The following is a 20,462-nucleotide window of genomic DNA, read 5'->3' on the forward strand; positions in this document are numbered from 1 at the left end:
AATCTTTGTATTTATAAGTTTGTGGTAGGTTGATCCGTCAGTATGAATTCCAATTCTCCTCCGCGAAGGATTTCTTCGTGTGTGATCCATGGATGTTTTAAAGGAGTTCCGTTCAATAATACCTTTTTTACATATATGTATCGATCGTTTTCTTTATTGGCCTTGATAATAAAACGTCTGTCTTGGCCCAGTTTTAAAATAACCTTGTTAAATAAAGGTGTGCCTAATCGATATTTGCCGTCACAGGGGTTTACCGGATAAAAGCCGATGGCGGAGAAAACATACCAGGCAGATAATTGACCGTAATTGTCGTTTCCCGGCAGTCCTTCTGGAGTATCGGAGTAAAGTTTTCTGATTTGGCTGACGTGGTATTGTGTCTTTGTCGGGACTCCGGCATAACTGAACAGATAGGGAGTGTGCTGTAAAGGACCGTAAGCCTGTTCGTAATACAGCGTACTGTCTTTTGAGGTATATAGATTGTCTAACCTGGAGATAAAAAACTGTTTTCCTCCTTGAATATTAATGAGTCGTTCGATTTCGTGTGGAATAAACCACGTGTTTTTCCGGGATTCGTCGGTTTGTTTGAATCGGCACTGTTTGTCTTTTTCTTCGACCCACCCCGTTGCCGTGTCGAATAGTTGTTCGTAATTTCGGGAGGATTGTATGAAAAAGAGGTAATCGTCCTCTTTGTTCAATGCTTTTGCCATTTGTGCCGCACACCAGTTGTCATAGGCATGGGTCAGACTTTTCAAAACGGAATGTTCCGTCAGCTCGCCGGGAATAAAGTGGTACCGACGTAACGCGTTGATTTCCGGTGACGGATTGGTTAACGTGGCTTTGATGGCTTCGTAGGCTTTTTCTATGTCGAAATTGCGGATTCCCTTCAGGTAGCTTCCCGTGATAACGGATATGGCCGGATTGCCGATAGCTCGTTGCGGGATGATCCCGCGGGGAAGAATGCCGGTTTGATCGTAATGGATCAGTAAAGATTGAATGATTTCGTTTGCCTTTTCCCGCTGGGTAATGGTTAATAGCGGGTATTGAGTCCAGCAAGTATATTGTAACGGAGCTAATTTATATTGAATCCCTTTCCCTACGGAGTGTACTTCTCCGTCTACTCCCGTGTAATTTCCATGTACGTCAGAGTAGACGGGTGGGGTTAAATAAGCGTGATATAAGGCTGTATAAAATATTTTAGCCGTTTCGGAACTATCCGTTTTTATTCTTATTCTGGAAAGCGTTCTTCTCCATTGTTGCTTGGCGTCTCTCTTTACTTTATCGAAACTCCAGTGGGGTATTTCTTTATTCAAATTTGCAATAGCCCCGTCGCTATTGGCGGAAGAGATACTGATTTTGGCGATGATTTTATTGGTGATTTGTCCGAAGTCTATCCAGGCGTAACTTTGGGGGAGGGTAATCCTTTTCCCGTTGGCAAGCGGTCGTAACGAATCGTTGCCGACCCACACGTTTACATCCTGTGAAAATTGAATGAAAAAGTAGATGCGCCTGGTCTGGTTGTCCTTGATGTATTTCCGGTATCCCTGAATACTTCTGTTGTCTACTTTCTTAATGGATGTTTCTTGTGAGCCTTCTTCTTCACGGGGAGTTATCATGTCCAACACCAGTCCGTAATTGGCAGCCGTGGGAAACTGGTAATATTGTATGCCGCACCGTTCCGTAACGGAAGATTCCGTTTTAATCCCGTTTTTAAACGTGACGCTGTAATAGCCGGGTTCTGCCTGTTCGTCCCGATGGGAGAAGCCTGCATAACAGGAGCGAATGAAGTGCATGGCATTTTCTCCCGGATGTGGCTTTTTGACTGTAGGGAGTATCTTTATACCGGGGTGTTTTTCCATTGTCGGGTTTCCCGGATGAATAAAAGAAAACGCAGATATAACGGAATCCTTATACGTGTATCCTTGTTCTCCGGAAGCGTTGACGGTGTTCGGACCGAGTTGTATCATTCCGAAAGGGTAAGCTGCGCCGGGAAAACAACCTCCTTGTCCGTTTGTGCCGATAAAAGGGTTAACGAGATCGGTTATGGGTATCTCGCGCTCTCTGGTACAGCTGGTATTGATTAGTAAGTATAGGAAAGAGAGTAATAGAAGATTTGTTTTCATAGTTTCGGTTTTACGATATGGATAAAACTAACCTAACTCGTTCCATGCCAAGGCGGAGGCTCCGAATATGGCAGCATTTACCGGTAAAGAGGAACGTAGAATTTTAACCTTTTGTTTGTAAACGTGAAGTAAATTTTTCTCCATTTGTTCTTGTGTGGTTTTGAATAACCATTCTCCCGCGTTGGCAACTCCTCCTTGGAGAAATATGGCTTCCGGGCTGGTAATCGCTACCAAGTTGGCTAATGCGCTGCCCAATTCTTCTCCGGTATGTTGGAATGCTTCTAAGGCAATAGGGTCCCCTTTTTCTGCTGCTTCGTATACTTTCTTGGCTGTTAATTGGTGGAACGGGATATCTCGTAATTGACTTGCGATGTTTTCGGTGGCGAGTAATTCACAAGCTGTTCGTTTTATTCCGGTAGCTGACACGTATGTTTCCAGGCATCCTCTCCTTCCGCAATTACATGCTCTTCCGCGGGGATGTACAATCGTATGTCCTAATTCTCCCGCTAAACCGTCATTTCCATACACCAATTGTCCGTTTACTACGATTCCGCTTCCGAGCCCGGTTCCTAAGGTGACCACCACGAAATTTTTCATTCCTTTCGCCCCGCCATAGATCATCTCTCCAATGGCGGCAGCTTTGGCATCGTTGGTCACTACAGCAGGTAATTTGAACTGTTTCTCGATGAGTTCCACGATCGGAATAATACCTTTCCAGTACAGGTTTGCAGCGTGTTCGATCGTTCCATTGTAGTAGTTGCCATTCGGAGCTCCGATGCCGACCCCAATGGGAGTAATATCCAGTGATTCCAATTCAGAGAAAATCTTGGCATGCAATTCCGTTATGAAGTTTTGGATATTATGGTAAGACCGAGTGGATAACGTTCCTTCCGCGTAACATTTACCCGCTTGATCAATAATACCGAAAACCGTATTGGTACCTCCTATATCGATTCCGAGTGAAACTTTCGTTTGCATGGTTATTTCTGTTTGAGTTATATATTTCTCCTTTCTGTGGTTAAAAGTAATAAAAAAATAAGAGATCGATGGGGCGATCTCTTATTTTTAATTACTAACTACTAACCTAAACATACAAACTTATGAAAAAAAACTGTGTCTTCTTGTCTGTTTCTACATTGCAAAGATAAAATGAAGGCAGGGATCGGATAGTTAACACTTCGTTAATCTTTTCTGTATAGAGATTTAAATCTGAGGGGAGAGGTGAAATAATTTAAAATGAAATAATTAGCCGTTCAGGTAAAAATCCATGGTCAGATTCTTGTAACTTTCATGGTATACATGTCTTTCTGTCTCAATAATTAATACGTCTTCTTGGTAAATGGTTTCCCGGTCGGAAATCTGTATAAGCAAGCGTTTGGGGGCTTTACCTGGATTGGGTAAAACCTTCGTTAATTTGTTAATAAACCATTTTTGCGTTTTAATGTGTCCTATAAAGCTCTCTGCCTCCGTTACCGGGAGAATGACATGAAATGAACCTCCCGGGAGTAAGAGTTTTTGTACGGCGATGAAAAGTTCTTCGTGAGACAAGGTTGTACAATGCCTTGCCAAAGTTCGTTCCGGCGAAGGGGTAGGTGTAGAACGGATAAAAAACGGAGGGTTACATAAAATAGCATCGTAACCGTTTTCAGGAGAAAATTGTTGGATCGCACCTAAAAAAAGCTCGATGCGGTCAGCCCAAGGACTGCTGATGATATTTTCTTTTGCCTGAGAATAAGCCTCCGGGTCGATTTCGATAGCATGGATTTTTGTTTTCGGATTACGTTGAGCTGCCATAAGAGCGATTAATCCGCTTCCGGTTCCGATATCGAGAATGTGTTTTTTATCTCGGATGTCAGCCCATGCTCCGAGCAAAACTCCATCCGTACCCACTTTCATGGCACACTTTTCCTGACGGACCATAAACTGTTTGAACTGGAAATAAGAGTTGCCCATAGTTTTGGCTGAAACTTTATGTAGAAAAGATGTTTAAAAAGTGGATTAGTGAATTCTTTTTAAACATCTTTTTGAGAGGAATTATTTACTCTCTTCTTGTTTCTCTTCGTTAAATAGTAAGATATTTTTTTCCAGCAAGAGATTGTACCATTGTAACATCTTTTTCATGTCGGAAACGTATACCCTCTCTTTGTCGTATTCCGGAATGATGGATTCGATATAATCGGTGATTTTGGCGGAAGACTCTTTATGGCTGATGGTCTGACCTCCGTTTTCTTTTTCGTAAATGCGCTTGAATACTTCTTTCAGCGGCATATCTTCACCTTCCGTGTATATAGAAATATCTTCCAAAGCAATGATTTTGGCATTGGAATAAGCAGGAAAGCGTTTACCGTCGATTAACGATTCGACAATAAGGGCCTTGGGGGTGTTGTTGATCAATTTGTATAAACCCGGTTGACCTGATATGGATAAAATCTCTTTTAACATACTTTGTTTTTTTGATGTGTTATAAATGAGACTGCAAAAATACGAATCAATGTTTAAAAGTAAAAGTAAAAACAAAATATAATCGAAAGGTAGAGGGCGAAATAATAATCAGGGACGATATTCGCGTGGTTTTATAAACCTCGTTGTTTTTTAATTTTTTCATACGCTTGGTTGATGGCCGTGAATTTTTTTTCTGCAGCCTTGCGTACGTCTTCTCCCAGATAACTTACCTTATCCGGATGATTTTCCATGGCCATTTTTCGGTAAGCTTTTTTAATCGTTTCATTGTCAGCAGACGAATCGACTCCTAAAATGCTGTATGCTGAATTTAAATCGTCGTAATACATGGATTTGATGGATCGGTAGGTGGTGGAATCTACTCCCAACAGATCGGCGATTCGATCCAATAACCCGATTTCCCGGTTACATACGTTTCCATCGGCCTTGGCCAATCCGAAAAGAAAATAGAGTAATTGAATCCGGGCGTGTATATTCATGTTTTGTCGGATCTGGATACATACGGGTTCGACTCTGATCTCTTTATGCATGATCTCTTTGATCATGGCCAAAGCTTCCCGTTCTCCTTCCGGGCCGAAATTTTCTCTGAAGAAATTTTTCACGTAATCCAATTCGTTACGTGTGATTTTTTCATCGGCTTTCATTAATGCGGTAGCCAATACGACCAGGCTACATAAGAAATCTCCTCTTCCGGAGGTTGTAGGACCTTCTTGTGTCGTTTGGATAACGGCCGGAGAATCAAAAGCCGATCCGATAAAGAAACCAAATAACGCTCCGATAGGACCACCCATGGCGAATCCTAATCCCGCTCCTATCCATTTTCCGTATTTCCCCATAATTGTCGTGTATTGTATGAAGTCTCTCTCTAAGGAAACTTTCGACCTATTGTATTTTTCTTGCAAAAATATAAAGATTCCCGGACAATAGGGCTGGTATTTTAAGCTTTTAGTTTTTTTACGATTTCGATGACTTGCTCCAGAAGATAGTCTGAATCGTTGTTATGGATAACCAAGTCGGATTGTAGGCATTTCTCCGTATCGGGTAGTTGATTATTGATACGTTCTATTATTTTTTCCCGGCTGACCGAGTCCCGCTTCATTGCCCGTAAGATACGGGTCTCCCGATCTGCGGTGACGGTGATTATGTGATCGAAAAGCGGAGTTAAGCCGGCTTCGAAAAGGATGGCCGATTCAAAAAAAAGAAAAGGTGTGTTTTGGGATTCACTCCATGCTAAAAAATCTTCCATCACAACCGGATGGACGATTTTATTGACTTGGTCAATCCTCTTTTTGTCATTGAATATGAGGGAAGCGAATTTTTTTTTATCTAATTCTCCCGTCGTCAGATAAACAGATTCTCCGAAGAGTGCGATCAAGGCTCTTTTTATTTCATGGCGGTGATTGATTAACCATGAGGCTCTTGTGTCGCTGATGTATACTGGATAACCAAGAGCTTGGAAGATGCGGGATACGGTTGTTTTGCCGCTGCCGATCCCTCCTGTCAGACCGATTTTTATCATCACCGTTTATTTGATTTTTTTTCAATAAGAAATTCTACTTGCTCGGGCGAGAATGAGAGGTTCTGAATATAGGGAGGATATTTCTCGAGTGTTACGTTTAAGGCCGTCGTGTTTTTAGTGATCTGCTTATAATCCACACTGAACCTAAAACTCGTATCCGTGACTTGATCGTATCGGCTAAGCCCCACGTCGAACGTAACGTCTATGGCGCTGGGGAATAATCGCATTTGTAAAGAATCGGGTAAATTCTTTACGGTTAACGTCACATTTTTTTTAGACTCGGTGAAACGTTCCACTTCGATCAGAATTTTAGCATTATTGTCATCTATCTGAACACCGTGGATATCTTCGAATGAGACATTTTTCGTAATATCTTTGGATAAATCTTTAAGTCGGATGGGAAGGGTGTATACGGTCTGAATCGTATCGATAACGGAAGCCGGGCCGCTAATTGTTAATTTATCGGGTGTCACGGATATCGGATTTTTCAGCATGTATTGTTTTTTCAATGTATATTCAACGCGAGGTTGTACGGGAACGACCTTACTTTCGAATCTTGAAAATTGGAAATGTATGGTCTCCGGAGTGATATTCAATAGTTTGATATCCGAGTTTAGTTGAGCGGCGATTCTGTCCTTGATGTCTATCGTATTCAGGGTATAATCCAGCATGTCTTTCTTATCGAGTATGCCGTTGCTGTAACTGTTCACGTTGAAAACGATAGGTAGGAAAGAGGTTCCTATTTTATAGCGTAACAAGGCAAACCCGTGAGCCCTGATTTCTAACGTCATCTCTTGAGGCAGTTCCGAAACAAGTAATTTGCCCTTGGGTAAATCCGTATATCGTATGGGGTATGTGATTTGTGTCGCATACTCTTTGTTTAGCGTGTTTAAAAACCACAAAACTGTTGCAATGATGAGACATATACCATAAGTAATGATATTGCGTTTTAAATGCAAACGCTTCCGTTCTTTAAACAAATGACCGATTCTACCGGATAAATCACGCATATTCAGAGATTAAGTGATTCAAAGATTAAGTGATTCGGAAATCACCTGATCACTTAATCTGAAATCTGCAAAAATATTGTTTTTATTTGGCCGGAACATCCGTCATGTCCTTAACAATGGCTTCTTTGCTTACTTTTAATCTTGCCTGGCTTTCAACCTCGATGATAACCGTAAAATCGTTGATCTCAACAATCTTACCGAAAATCCCCCCCGTAGTCATTACTTTATCTCCTTTTTGTAAAGATTCTCTATATTTTCTGAGTTCTTTTTGTCTCTTCATTTGCGGTCTGATCATAAAGAACCAAAAAACGATAACAATCAGGATTAAAGGTAAGAATGACATCATACCACCGCCTTGAGTCGCTTGCGCTTGTAATGTTAACATGAAAATTGTGTTCATAGTTTACTGTTTTGTATTAATTTTTAATATTTGCCGTTATTTTTAAAGTAAAACTTTTCTCTGGAATGTTTGCAAAGATATGAATAACTTTGTATTGTTTGCCCATTCGACCGGAAGAGTTGAATTCAACCTCGATTTTTCCTTCTCCTCCCGGGGGAATGGGTTTCTTATCGTATTTAGGAATGGTACATCCGCAACTGCTTTCCGTATGGGTGATGAGCAGATTCTTTGTACCCGTGTTTTTAATCTTAAAAGTGTGCGTGACAATTTCTCCTTTCTGAATCTCCCCGAAATTGAAGTGCGGATCTTCTATTTGAACTTTGGCAAGAGTATCCGTACTTTGAACCGAGTCCGTATGTAGTGTGGTAATTGAATTTGAAATCGTGTTTTCATCCGTTTGCTTTCTCTCTTTGTTATTACAAGAGCAGATCAAGATGATTCCTGTCAATATATAAATGAAAAACCTCCCCATAATCCTTATTTTTGCAACGAAAATACGATATTAATTTAAAATATGAGATGCCTCATGGAATAATTTTTATCTTTGATATCATTCATCGTTTCAAGACCAATGTCGAGATGTTGCCGAACGAAATTCTGAGTTACCATCTTGTCCGAGGCCGTTGTCTTGATACCGTCTGAAATCATGGGGCGGTCTGAGATCAAAAGAAGAGCTCCCGTGGGTATCCGGTTTGCAAAACCCACGGTAAAAATAGTTGCCGTTTCCATATCGATGGCTAAGGCACGAGTGGTAATCAAATACTCTTTAAAACGGTCGTCGAACTCCCATACCCGCCGGTTGGTCGTGTATACGACTCCCGTGTAATAGCTTCTTTGATTTTTGGTGATCGCTTTCGAGCAGGCTTTTTGTATACTAAAGGCCGGAAGGGAGGGGACTTCTCTCGGCAGGTAGTCGTTGGAGGTACCCTCTCCTTTGATGGCGGCAATCGGCAAAATATAGTCCCCCACGAGGTGCTTGGTCTTGAGGCCGCCGCATTTTCCCAAGAAAAGAACCGCCTCCGGTTCTATGGCGGACAATAAATCCAGAACGGTTGCGGCATTAGCGCTTCCCATTCCGAAGTTGATCATGGTGATTCCATTGCTGGAAACATTAGGCATGTTTTTGTCTATACCGACGATTGGTGTTTGAAATTTCTCTGAAAAAAGTTCTAAATAATAATCGAAATTAGTCAGTATGATGTGTTTCGAAAACTCTTCTAAAGGACGTCCCGTGTAACGGGGTAACCAGTCTTCAACGATATCTTTTTTTGTTTTCACATTCTCGGATTTTCAGATTATCTTTGTTCCTTCAAAATTAAAACAATATTATGGACGAAGAAAATTTTCGTCTGAAAATTTGAAAGTATGTTAGAAGAGTTAAAGGGTATTCGCATAGAAGAATATACGTATGATCTGCCTGACGAACGGATTGCCAAATTTCCATTGGAGAATCGGGATGCTTCTAAGTTGTTGATATACGAGGAGGGAGAAATCCGTGAACGTCGCTTTTATGAGGTGCCTGATATGCTGAATGCCGGACAGACTCTGATCTTTAACAATACTAAAGTTATTTATGCCCGTATCCTGTTTCAAAAAGTAACCGGTGCTGCCATCGAGGTATTTTGTTTGGAACCTTACCTGCCGGCTGATTATGTCCGGAACTTTGCGGCTGTGAAGAGTTGTGAATGGAAGTGTATGGTCGGGAATCTGAAGAAATGGAAGGAAGGAACCATCGTATGTCCTTACCATTGGGAAGGAAACGAGGGACAATTGAGAGCGACCCGAATGAAGCAGGAGGGGAATGATATGGTTGTTCGTTTCGAGTGGGATAGTCCGATTAGTTTTAGTGAGGTATTGGAACATTGCGGTAAAATTCCTATTCCTCCCTATTTGAACCGGGATTCGGAAGAGGACGATAAGATTCGTTACCAGACCGTCTATTCTAAAAACGAAGGTTCCGTTGCGGCACCGACGGCGGGATTGCATTTTAGCATATCTGTGTTGGATCGATTACGGGCAAAAGGAACAATGATGGGGGAATTGACGCTTCATGTGGGAGCCGGAACTTTTAAGCCCGTGAAAAGCGAGACCATCGGGGAGCACGCCATGCATACGGAACATATTGTCGTACAACGGGAATTGATTGAGCATCTTTACGAGTGTCCGGATCATATTATTGCTGTCGGGACAACTTCTGTCCGTTCATTGGAAAGTTTGTACTGGATGGGTGTAAAGCGATTGGAAGGTGATAACGATTTTAATTTGTTGGAACAATGGGAGGCTTATACTTTACCCCGGCATTACTCTTTGCGGGAGGCTATGGCCTCTTTGTTGCAATGGTATAAAGAACGGGATGCTGAGATGTTAAAGGCACAGACAACAATCATCATTGTGCCCGGTTACCGGTTCAGGGTGATTTCCGCCATGTTTACTAATTTTCATCAGCCGCAGAGTACGTTATTGCTTTTGGTTGCCGCGGCCATCGGGGAAGATTGGAAAAAAATATATCGGTATGCTTTGGAACATGATTTCCGTTTTCTCAGTTATGGAGATAGTAGCTTTTTAAAGATAAAAAAGTAAATTTGCGTGATCTGTCATAATATTATCCGATGAAAGAACTGTGCCTGCCTGCATTCGATTATAAGGTGAAAAAACAGCAAGGTCAGATGCTGATTTTTGATATCGTTCGCAAACGGTATGTCGTTTTGACTCCGGAGGAGTGGGTGAGGCAGCACTTCATTCATTTTCTGGTGACTTACCGGGAATTTCCCGTACGATTGATCGCCGTGGAAAAAGAGGTGGCGGTTTGCGGATTAAAACAACGTTTTGATATCGTTTGTTACGATCGGCAAGGAGAGCCCTATTTGATCGTGGAGTGTAAAGCACCGACCGTATCTCTTTCACAAGTGGTTTTCGATCAGGCTTTTCGTTATAATCTTTCCGTTGCTGCTCGCTTCGTGGCCATCACGAACGGGTGTGAGCTTTATTGTGGTGAAATGACGGAAAGCAGAGCGTTCCGGTTATTGGCCGATATCCCTTATTTCGGTACTTGATTTTTGTGTTTGTCGGAGTGGGTTTGAGCTTTTTAGAGTAATATTTTGACCTGTTGTGATCGATTGTGGTGATTTTTTTTTATTTTTACGGGGAAAGTTTATAAATATTCACTAAATAGCAGCGTTATGATTCCAGAATTTGCTTTGAACCCCGATCCGTTAGTGCGGTTTTTAGGAAAAATTCCCGGAGCCTTTACAAAGACCGATATTATTCGTTATATCATAGAGAACGATATTAAAATGCTTAATTTAAGGTATCCGGGAGCTGATGGCCGTTTAAAAACATTGAATTTTATAATAAACAGTCTGGAACATCTGGATGGTATTTTGAGCTGTGGTGAACGGGTGGATGGTTCCAGTCTTTTCCCTTATATAGAAGCTGGAGCGAGTGATCTGTACGTGGTTCCTCGTTATAGAACCGCTTTTCATAACCCGTTTAGTGAGGTCCCCGCCATTGATATTCTTTGCAGCTTCTACACGAAAGACGGAAAACCGTTGGAGATGTCGCCGGAATATACCTTGCGAAAGGCGCATGAAGCCCTTAAGGAGGTTACGGGAATGGAGTTCGAGGTGATGGGGGAATTAGAATATTATGTCGTGAGTAATAAAGAAGAGCTTTTTGTGGCTTCGGATCAGAAAGGATATCACGAATCGACCCCTTTCAATAAGGGGCAGGAGCTGCGGGTGTTGGCGATGAAATATATCGCCGAAACCGGAGGTTTAATTAAATATGGTCACTCGGAGGTAGGAAATTTCACGAAAGATGATTTGATGTATGAACAGAACGAAATAGAGTTTCTGCCGACGACTTTGGAGGATGCCGCGGATCAATTGATGATTGCCAAATGGATATTGAGGACATTGGCTTATCAATATGGGGTGGACTTGACATTTGCTCCTAAGATTACGGTCGGTAAGGCAGGAAGCGGATTGCATATTCATACCCGTTTGATGAAGGAGGGAAAAAATCAGATGATTAAAGACGGGGTATTGACCGATAATGCTTTAAAAGCCATTGCCGGTTACTTGGATTTAGCTCCTTCTTTGACGGCATTCGGAAATACGAATCCGACCTCTTATTTTCGGTTGGTGCCCCATCAGGAAGCCCCGACGACTGTCTGTTGGGGAGACCGGAATCGCTCGGTACTGGTTCGTGTGCCTTTGGGGTGGACAACCGGAGCGAATGAAATGGTAAAGGATGCCAATCCTTTGGAAAAGGTGTCTCATGCGGATCATAGCGTGAAACAGACGGTAGAGTTTCGTTGTCCGGACGGTTCGGCCGATATATATCTGCTGTTGGCCGGTTTGGCCGTAGCGGCCCGTCATGGTTTTGAGATGGAGAACGGATTGGATTATGCAAAAGAACGCTATGTGGATGTAAATATATTCGATGAAGCGAATAAAGCCGCAGCTGCCCGGTTGAGTCAATTGCCGACCTCTTGTGCCGAGTCGGCTGATTTCTTGCAGAAACAACGGGCTGTATTTGAGGAATATGGCGTGTTTGCCCCTCGTTTGATCGATGGAACCATCGAAATGTTGAGAAAATATGATGACCGGACATTGCGCCGGGACATAGGAGAGCATTCCGAGAAAATCATGGAATTGGTCAATCGTTATTTCTATTGCGGATAGACAATTGACAATTGTAGATTTGATGATTCGGAGATTCCGTGATTAAATTTGATGTTTTGGATCACGGAATCGATTCGTTATTTTAATTGTCAATTTGCAATTTATAATCTACAATTAAAAGGTTATCTTCGCGTAAATGTTAATTAAGTGAGTTATGCAACAAAATATAGAACATCCGGAAAATGATGCTTGTTACGAGGGGTTGGCTGTTAATAAAGGAATTGAACAGCCTGATCCGGTGAATCCGGCTATCCTTGAAAGGCTAAAGCAGATTAAGAAAAAGACGTTGACCACGGACGATTACGTATCAGGTATTTTCCGAGGGGATATTAATATTTTAAGTCAAGCGATTACCTTGGTCGAGAGTGCCCGGGTCGATCATCAGGCGGTGGCTCAGGAGGTGATTAACCGTTGTTTGCCGAACACGGGAAAATCGGTACGAATCGGTATCACGGGAGTTCCGGGGGCCGGGAAAAGTACCTTTATCGAGGCTTTCGGTAAATTCTTAACTGCTCAGGGACACAAGATTGCCGTGTTGGCTATCGACCCGAGCAGTGAACGTTCTAAGGGGAGTATCTTGGGAGATAAAACCCGGATGGAAGAACTTTCCTGTGATCCTCATGCTTATATTCGGCCTTCCCCTTCTGCCGGATCGTTAGGAGGTGTGGCCCGGAAAACAAGGGAAGCGATGTTGCTTTGTGAAGCTGCCGGTTTTGATATCATCCTGATTGAGACGGTGGGAGTGGGGCAGAGCGAAACGGCGGTACACTCCATGGTGGATTTTTTCCTTTTGGTACAAATTGCCGGTGCCGGAGATGAATTGCAAGGCATCAAACGAGGAATCATGGAGATGGCCGATTCTATCATTATCAATAAAGCCGACGGAAATAATATCACCCGGGCCGAATTGGCGAAGGTGCAATTACAAAATGCTCTCCACCTTTTCCCGCCTCACGAATCGGGCGTCGAACCTCAGGTGATGACTTGCTCCGCCTATGAGAAGACGGGTATCGATAAGATATGGGAAAACATTTTGCATTATTGTAGTGAAACCCAACAAAACGGTTATTTCGAGCACCATCGAAACGAACAAGCTAAGTATTGGATGTACGAGACGATTAACGAGCAGTTACGTAATCGCTTCTATCAAAACCAAAAAGAAGCAATCAAGGAGGCAGAACGGCAGGTCCAGAATAACGAAGTCAGCTCTTTTGCCGCGGCATTCCAGTTGTTAGATAACTATTTTAATTGTAAATTTTGAATTGCAGATTATAAATTTGACGATTGGGGGATATACTTGTGTTTCCCGATCGTTCTTTTTTAGTACGTTGTATGTGTGGTGTGATGCTCCGAGTTAAAACTTGTCATGTTATTTGCTATTGATGATCTTTATAACGCTTCATGTTGCTTTGACGATAACAAAAAAGAGCTTGGAATTTCCAAGCTCTTTTCGAGGGTATAATTTGAAGTTATTTCTCGGCATGCATGATAGCGGCTTGTGCGGCTGCTAAGCGTGCGATGGGAACGCGGAAGGGGGAACAAGAAACGTAGTTCATACCTACTTTGTCACAGAAAATGACGGAAGATGGCTCTCCACCGTGTTCGCCGCAGATACCGACTTTTAATTTTTCATTGGTAGAGCGACCTAAGCGGGTACCCATTTCAACCAGGCGTCCCACGCCGTTTTGATCTAAGATCTGGAACGGATCGTTTTTCAGAATTCCTTTATTGATATAGATGGGCAAGAATTTACCGGCATCGTCCCGGGAGAATCCGAATGTCATCTGGGTCAAGTCGTTGGTCCCGAACGAGAAGAAATCTGCTTCTTGAGCGATCAAATCTGCCGTAATGGCTGCACGCGGAATTTCGATCATCGTACCGATCAGGTATTCTACTTTTACGCCTTTCTCGATGAATACCAAATCTGCTACTTTGCGGATGATGTCAGCTTGTAATTTCAATTCCTTCACGTCACCCACAAGCGGAACCATGATTTCCGGACGGGGATCCAATCCTTTTAATTTCAAGTTACATGCGGCTTCGATGATGGCGCGGGCCTGCATTTCGGTAATTTCGGGATAGGTATTCCCCAAACGGCAACCGCGGTGACCTAACATCGGGTTGAATTCGTGCAAAGCATCTACTTTTTGTTTTACCTCTTCGGCTGTAATACCCATTTCTTTGGCCATTTCGATCTGGGCTTCCAGCTCGTTCGGGGTAAACTCGTGTAAAGGAGGATCCAACAGACGAACGGTTACTCCTAATCCGTCCATAGCTTCGAATATACCTTCGAAATCTCCTCTTTGCATCGGAAGCAGTTTCTCTAAGGCGGCACGGCGGCCGTTTTCGTCATCGGCCAGGATCATTTCGCGAACGGCTTTGATACGGTCTCCTTCAAAGAACATGTGCTCCGTACGGCACAGACCGATTCCTTTCGCTCCGAATGCGCGGGCTACTTTGGCGTCATGCGGCGTATCGGCATTAGTACGTACGTGCATGCGGGTGTACTTTTCAGCGATCTTCATAATCGTGCGGAAGTCTTCCGACAATTCGGCTTCAACGGTCTCTACCCGTCCGAGGTAAACTTCTCCGGTAGACCCGTTTAGTGAAATCCAGTCTCCTTCGTAAATGATCGTATCTTTTATAGAGAAACAGCGTTTTTCATAATCCACCACGATGGCTCCCGCCCCTGAAACACAACATTTACCCATTCCGCGGGCCACTACGGCCGCATGGGAGGTCATCCCTCCGCGAGCTGTCAGAATGCCCTCGGAAACGTTCATGCCCCGCAAATCTTCGGGAGAGGTCTCCAAACGAACCAGGATAACCTGTTCTCCTCTGGCTTTCCAGATTTCAGCCTCGTCGGCAAAGAACACGACCCGTCCGCAAGCTGCTCCCGGAGAGGCCGGAAGACCTTTGGTCAAAACTTTCGCTTTCGCTTTGGCACCTTTATCGAATACAGGGTGGAGTAATTCATCTAATTTATTCGGTTCCATGCGGAGAAGGGCCGTTTTTTCGTCGATCAGTCCTTCGTTCAACATGTCGACAGCCATTTTTACCATAGCCGTTCCCGTGCGTTTTCCGTTACGAGTTTGGAGCATCCATAATTTGCCGTCCTGGATAGTAAATTCCAAATCTTGCATATCGTGGAAATAATCCTCCAACTTTTGTTGGGTGGCATTGAGGTCGGCGAAAGCTTGAGGCATCGTCTCCTCCAAGGAAGGGTAAAAGCTGGCCCGAACCTCTTCGGTTATATTTTGTTGTTTGGCCCAACGGCGCGAACCTTCAATGGTAATCTCTTGGGGGGTACGGATTCCCGCTACCACATCTTCCCCTTGAGCGTTGATCAGGTATTCTCCGTTAAAGATGTTCTCTCCGGTAGAAGCGTCACGCGTGAAAGCTACTCCCGTGGCGGAACTATTACCCATGTTTCCGTATACCATGGCTTGAACGTTTACGGCGGTTCCCCACTCTTCAGGGATTTGGTTTAGTTGACGATACAGGATGGCACGTTCGGTCATCCACGAATCGAACACGGCACAGATGGCTCCCCATAGTTGTTCCCAAGGACAAGTCGGAAAATCTTTACCGGTTTTATTTTTAACGACTTCTTTGAATTTCTTTACCAGAATTTGTAAGTCTTCTGTGGTGAAATCGGTATCGCTTGCGATATTTTTTTCTAATTTTAATTTATCGATTTCGGCTTCGAAAGGATCGTGCTCACCTTTGGCTGCTGCAACTCCCATGACTACGCCACCGTACATTTGTACAAAACGACGGTATGAATCCCACGCGAAACGGGCGTTACCCGATTTCTCCGCAACGATTTTAACGGCATCGTCGTTCATTCCTAAATTGAGAACCGTATCCATCATTCCCGGCATGGAGACCCGGGCTCCGGAACGTACGGAAACCAAGAGAGGGAAGGCTTCACCCTTTGAACCGAACTTGGCATTCATTAACTTTTCGGTTGCGGCAATTCCTGCTTTTACGTCGGATTCTATTAATTTTACGACTGCGTCACGTCCTTCTTGATTGTAGAGCGTACAAACCTCTGTTGTAATAGTGAAACCTGCAGGTACAGGAACTCCGATAAGATTCATTTCGGCAAGATTGGCGCCCTTACCTCCGAGCAGATTTCTCATATCTGCCCGTCCTTCTGCTTTTCCGTCGCCAAAAGTGTAAACATACTTCGTACTCATATTCTGTTAGATTTTTCATTTATCTCCTGCCTGTCAGGAGACGGTTATTTATATAGATCATTCTTGTATTCCAAATATTAATCCCGGAAAGCGTATGGTTCAACGGCAACCGGATTAGGGGTGCAAATATAGTTTTTTTTATTCAATCTCTAAAGTAGCTTTTTGTATTAAAGTTACGCGAACGTACGGGGATTGAAAAAAATCCACTTTTTCCTATTATTGGATGTAAATTTATCTTTTTTTGACGAGGTAACAAAAAAAAGATGAATTTTTGTCAAACTTTTTAGTGCCTATTGTCAAATTTTAGGCGAAAGGATTTCAGAAACGGTATTCAGGGTACGAATATATTTTTATAGGTGATGGTGGTTATCGCTTTATTTTGTTTATTTATCCTTGATTCTCACCCATTTCACTGCATCGGCCACTATGCTTTTAAGTGGGGTGTGGCGTTTGTCTTTTTCCTCCTCTTTTTCTACAGGGGCTCTATCGTCTAAGACCACGAACGATTTCCCTCGTTTTAATTCGAATTCACCCAAAGAAACCCATCTCCCTTTTTCCCACGGGAGTAGGATCTCTTCGGATTGCAATCCTTCTCCTTTTACCGTGTAGTGTTGAGCTTTTGAGGGACTCCACGACTCGGGGTGCATCACGAAAATCTCGTAAATTCCGTCTTCGGGAATATGGGCTGACCATTCTGCTTTACAGGAACCGTTTCCGGCTCTTTTCAGGTATATACTCCTGTACTCGTTTCCGTAAGCATTACCGCGAAACTCTTTTTGCCAGGGGCCTGTCAGGATCATCTCTCCGCCGGAACTCTTTTCGGAGAAAAATTTCGACCGGTTATTTCCCGGAAAGATCAATCTGAATCCGGGGTCCTCGTTGTCCACGATGATTTCTCCGTTTTGGGGGATGAACACTGACGGCGATATATCCTTAATCCCTTCTCTCGTGTCCCGGGTAGTTCCGGTTTCAGTGGTTTGCATGACGGATGGGAGATTACGCGAGATGCCCAAATCCAAGGTAAACATATTCGAATTCCCGTGCAAGCGGACCTCCTTGCATTCTCCCGGTTGAAGCCAAAGATGATAGGATCCCTCGTGAGGAAAAGAGTAAACGATGAAGCCCGGGTGTTCTCCCGTGTTCCAAATTTGAAAACGAGCCATCCATCCACTCCCGTACTCTTGTTCCACCCGTTCGTTCTTTAAATTTTGTACCCGAAAGTTCGTTACTGCTTGGGAATCCCACGCCTGTAATACTTGCTCGAAATCAAATCCCAACTCCGATCGTATCGCCTGGCATAACGTATCGAGAGGAATTTCCCCCTGATATGCGGTATAAAAGGAGCGCAGGAACCGGTAGAATTTCTTTTGCGGAACATGAACCGCCACGCGATCCAATAAAGCTCCTGTTTTTAAAGCCATCACCTGCTGCAAAACGTAAGACGGAATACTTCGGTCTTGCAGTGCCTCTTCTAACGTGTGATCTTGCAGGTAAACGTGAGCGGCCAGATCACTGTTGTAAATGATCATCGTATTTATAGCTTTGGAGTAGTGTTCGCCTTTGGCGATGAATTGTTTTAATATCCGGTCGATTGTCCGGTAACGGGGGGAGACGATGGTCACTGTCGGCTCTGTAAACAAAGGCAGACAACAATAGGGGTTTAATACGAAGGAAGGGCTTAAGCGAGCTTTTTTAAAATGGAGTCTCTCTAAGAACGGGTTATTTGCGTTGCTGAGACTCGACGGGTCTAAAAAAGGATTGGTTATCAAAAAAGAACCTCTGATGAGACGTATCGCTTCTTCCTCGTGTTTTGCGTTTTTCCGTGAAAAGAAAGCGTAAGCATTCATGTTCATTCCTATTCCTCGTTCGCCTAACAACACCATTCCCGGTTGAACGTATTCGCTTCGTCCTTTCCATGTCCGGGCATGAGAAACAAACGGGAGCGGGGTTTCCACCAACAGCAGGCGACCTCCTTCGTTCGTGTACCAATCCCGGCGCAGTATAAAGTCTGAGATGTGATCTTCTTTTTCGGGAGCGTAAATAGAAAAAGAGATAACCTTTCCTAAGCTGGTTAAAATATTTGTTTCTACTTGCTTTAAAATTTTTTCCCCGTCGAATTGTTGGATAAGAGGTGTTACGAAATCATTTTCTTTGAAATAATACCAATCCACTTTTATATCTTGTAAAGATATCGTTCGATGCTCGTAATTTCCGGCACAGAGAGTTACTCCTTCCAACGGACAGGATGGCGAAAACAATAGCGTGTCGCCTTGCCGGGACGGTTTGCCCTGTGATAATACGACCGGTTGTACGGGGGCCACGACCCGGAGGCGATAAAGCGTATAGTCTTTGCCTGACAAGAACGGGAGGGAGGGGTTGACGGGAGGGAGGGTCACGGGATACCACATTACTTCCGGAACCAGTACCAACGAGGTATTGCTTACCAACACGTGGCGACGACCTAAGTGGAAGAAATTATTATTGCGTCTCGTGTCGTAATACGATTTGTCGTCTGAATCTAAGTAAGCTATCCTGCCATCCGGTGCACCGGAGTAACGTACGGATAAACGGACGCTGTCTCCGGCTGCCAGAAAACGTTCGATCAATATCGCCTGACCGTCGCGGGTAAAGGCAAGCGGTTTATCCCGTTCCTCTATATGCTTTACCGTCAATCCCGGATTCAGGTACAACACGATACGGGATACCGCTTCCGTGTTCGGATTTTGTAACGTCAAGTCGCTAACGGATGTGATCCGGTCGCCCGTTTGACGGAGCGTGATATCGTGCCTCGAAACTCGACAAAATTTTTCTCTGGCGTGGAGATCAAAAACAGCACGGTATTCTGCACGGGCAAATTCTTCCTGCAAGAAATCAAGAGCGTAAATACAGCCTGATAGTATGCCGATAAGCAACAGGGTAATACCGCCGTAACAGCATCGGGCAATCGTTCGTTGTTCGTTCGGTATTCGTTTACAGAAACGAATTGCCCAGTAGGTAAAACCGACTCCTGCCAACAGGTAAGCCGAGCGGTGGAGCAAATAATGCCAGCCGTCCACATGGCCTGTTGCCACGGAGAAAACGTTCGATAGGGCACTTCCCGTGAAATCGAATAACCCGTGGAATACACCCGGCAAAATTGTTACCGAGCAATAAAGGAATATCAATAATAATATCGCGGATAATACCCGGGAGCGAGTCTGCCACGTCATCCACAACGCGAATCCCGTGAAGAATATCAGAGACGGTACTGTTAGTGTTAGGAAATAATACAAATAATACAACGGGTTAAAGGGTGCCTGGCTACCCCAGGTATTTATCCCGCAGCAAACGAGAAGGGAAAAGAATCCTGTTAAAAGAAATGCAAAAATGATTCCCGCGGTTTTACCGAGGAGATACTCTCCGTTACTCACGGAACGGGCGTGTAACGACTCTAACATGCCTCCTCTTTGTTCCCGGGTAGACAGGTTTGTTACCGCGAAGATCACGATGAAGCCCTGCACGATATTATAGAGGTAAGCATTTACCAATGGAAATGAAAAGGTTTGGTGATGCATCAACCAGCTCCATCCCCATGCGGTTACTTTGCCTTGTACCAACCATTGCAATAAAGATATGCCCCCGATGGCAAGTGTAACCAGAACCCAAAAAATGAATGAACGGCATATCGCTCGAGCCTCGTATGAGGCCACGACTTTTACCTTTTTTAAATCCACGATACTATTTATATTTAATTAATAAGGTTCGGTTATGGTTGATCTTCCTCCTTTATAGCGTCGCCGATCACTATATTCGTCGAAGCGGATGGTGCTTGTCGGAATTCCGTATACCACATGGTGGTAACGAATGTATTTGTTGTTACGATTATGTCATTTCCATACTGATTCGTAAATATTATTGAGGTCGTTATCACGGCAGTTCCGACTCTAATCCCCACGAGTCTCAAAATCCAGCTGAATATGCTATTGGAATTGTGAAACTGGAGTTCTGTTACGGACACAATATCTGGATTATTTGATATGACTGATCTGCTTACTAATATAAAACCTTCTGGGTCAATATGATATTG

The 20,462-nt window shown here is 43.7% G+C and carries 16 protein-coding genes; 4 read left to right on the forward strand and 12 right to left on the reverse strand.

What is annotated here, in order from left to right; translation table 11 throughout:
• Positions 1–11: 11 nt before the first annotated feature.
• The 10 genes from NVS78_RS05585 to NVS78_RS05630 form a co-directional block, all read right to left on the reverse strand.
• A complete protein-coding gene (locus NVS78_RS05585; protein WP_286358272.1) occupies positions 12–2,120 on the reverse strand; it encodes a GH92 family glycosyl hydrolase in 2,109 nt (702 codons plus the stop codon).
• Between the two features lie 27 nt (positions 2,121–2,147).
• Positions 2,148–3,098: an ROK family protein gene (locus NVS78_RS05590; protein ID WP_286358273.1), complete on the reverse strand. Its 951-nt coding sequence runs from the start codon at positions 3,096–3,098 to the stop codon at positions 2,148–2,150.
• A gap of 267 nt (positions 3,099–3,365) precedes the next feature.
• The gene (locus NVS78_RS05595) at positions 3,366–4,073 is read right to left on the reverse strand and encodes a tRNA1(Val) (adenine(37)-N6)-methyltransferase (RefSeq protein ID WP_286358274.1); all 708 of its coding nucleotides are present in this window, start codon (positions 4,071–4,073) and stop codon (positions 3,366–3,368) included.
• Between the two features lie 81 nt (positions 4,074–4,154).
• On the reverse strand, positions 4,155–4,562 hold the full coding sequence (locus NVS78_RS05600) for a DUF5606 family protein (RefSeq protein ID WP_286358275.1): 408 nt from the start codon (positions 4,560–4,562) through the stop codon (positions 4,155–4,157).
• Positions 4,563–4,693: 131 nt separating this feature from the next.
• On the reverse strand, positions 4,694–5,416 hold the full coding sequence (locus tag NVS78_RS05605; protein ID WP_286358276.1) for a TerB family tellurite resistance protein: 723 nt from the start codon (positions 5,414–5,416) through the stop codon (positions 4,694–4,696).
• Positions 5,417–5,517: 101 nt separating this feature from the next.
• A complete protein-coding gene (gene coaE / locus NVS78_RS05610) occupies positions 5,518–6,099 on the reverse strand; it encodes a dephospho-CoA kinase (protein WP_286358277.1) in 582 nt (193 codons plus the stop codon).
• A complete protein-coding gene (locus NVS78_RS05615; protein ID WP_286358278.1) occupies positions 6,099–7,109 on the reverse strand; it encodes a CdaR family protein in 1,011 nt (336 codons plus the stop codon). The genes coaE and NVS78_RS05615 overlap by 1 nt, the downstream gene beginning before the upstream one ends.
• Before the next feature lie 82 nt (positions 7,110–7,191).
• Positions 7,192–7,509: a preprotein translocase subunit YajC gene (gene yajC, locus NVS78_RS05620; RefSeq protein ID WP_200889860.1), complete on the reverse strand. Its 318-nt coding sequence runs from the start codon at positions 7,507–7,509 to the stop codon at positions 7,192–7,194.
• 16 nt (positions 7,510–7,525) lie between these two features.
• Positions 7,526–7,981, reverse strand: coding sequence for a DUF1573 domain-containing protein (locus NVS78_RS05625; RefSeq protein ID WP_286358279.1), 456 nt, complete (start codon positions 7,979–7,981; stop codon positions 7,526–7,528).
• Positions 7,982–8,016: 35 nt separating this feature from the next.
• A complete protein-coding gene (locus NVS78_RS05630) occupies positions 8,017–8,787 on the reverse strand; it encodes an AMP nucleosidase (RefSeq protein ID WP_286358280.1) in 771 nt (256 codons plus the stop codon).
• Positions 8,788–8,874: 87 nt separating this feature from the next.
• On the opposite strand from NVS78_RS05630, the gene NVS78_RS05635 reads away from it, so the two are divergent.
• The 4 genes from NVS78_RS05635 (at position 8,875) to meaB (ending at position 13,455) form a co-directional block, all read left to right on the forward strand.
• Entirely contained in the window at positions 8,875–10,089 is a 1,215-nt protein-coding gene (locus NVS78_RS05635) for an S-adenosylmethionine:tRNA ribosyltransferase-isomerase (protein WP_286358281.1), read from the forward strand.
• A 29-nt stretch (positions 10,090–10,118) separates the two neighbouring features.
• The gene (locus NVS78_RS05640; RefSeq protein WP_286358282.1) at positions 10,119–10,562 is read left to right on the forward strand and encodes a type I restriction enzyme HsdR N-terminal domain-containing protein; all 444 of its coding nucleotides are present in this window, start codon (positions 10,119–10,121) and stop codon (positions 10,560–10,562) included.
• Positions 10,563–10,688: 126 nt separating this feature from the next.
• On the forward strand, positions 10,689–12,194 hold the full coding sequence (locus NVS78_RS05645) for a glutamine synthetase family protein (protein ID WP_286358283.1): 1,506 nt from the start codon (positions 10,689–10,691) through the stop codon (positions 12,192–12,194).
• Between the two features lie 154 nt (positions 12,195–12,348).
• Positions 12,349–13,455 (forward strand): methylmalonyl Co-A mutase-associated GTPase MeaB, encoded by a 1,107-nt coding sequence (meaB, locus tag NVS78_RS05650; protein ID WP_286358284.1) that lies wholly within the window; start codon positions 12,349–12,351, stop codon positions 13,453–13,455.
• A 208-nt stretch (positions 13,456–13,663) separates the two neighbouring features.
• Here meaB and ppdK read toward each other — a convergent pair whose 3' ends face one another.
• Together ppdK and NVS78_RS05660 are read right to left on the reverse strand one after the other, a co-directional pair.
• Positions 13,664–16,396, reverse strand: coding sequence for a pyruvate, phosphate dikinase (gene ppdK / locus NVS78_RS05655; RefSeq protein WP_059026395.1), 2,733 nt, complete (start codon positions 16,394–16,396; stop codon positions 13,664–13,666).
• A gap of 383 nt (positions 16,397–16,779) precedes the next feature.
• Positions 16,780–20,109, reverse strand: a complete 3,330-nt coding sequence (locus tag NVS78_RS05660) for a golvesin C-terminal-like domain-containing protein (protein ID WP_286358285.1) — start codon at positions 20,107–20,109, stop codon at positions 16,780–16,782.
• Between the last annotated feature and the right edge of the window lie 353 nt (positions 20,110–20,462).

It is taken from the genome of Gabonibacter chumensis, assembly GCF_024741215.1.
In the GTDB taxonomy this organism is placed as follows: Bacteria; Bacteroidota; Bacteroidia; order Bacteroidales; family Marinifilaceae; genus Gabonibacter; species Gabonibacter massiliensis.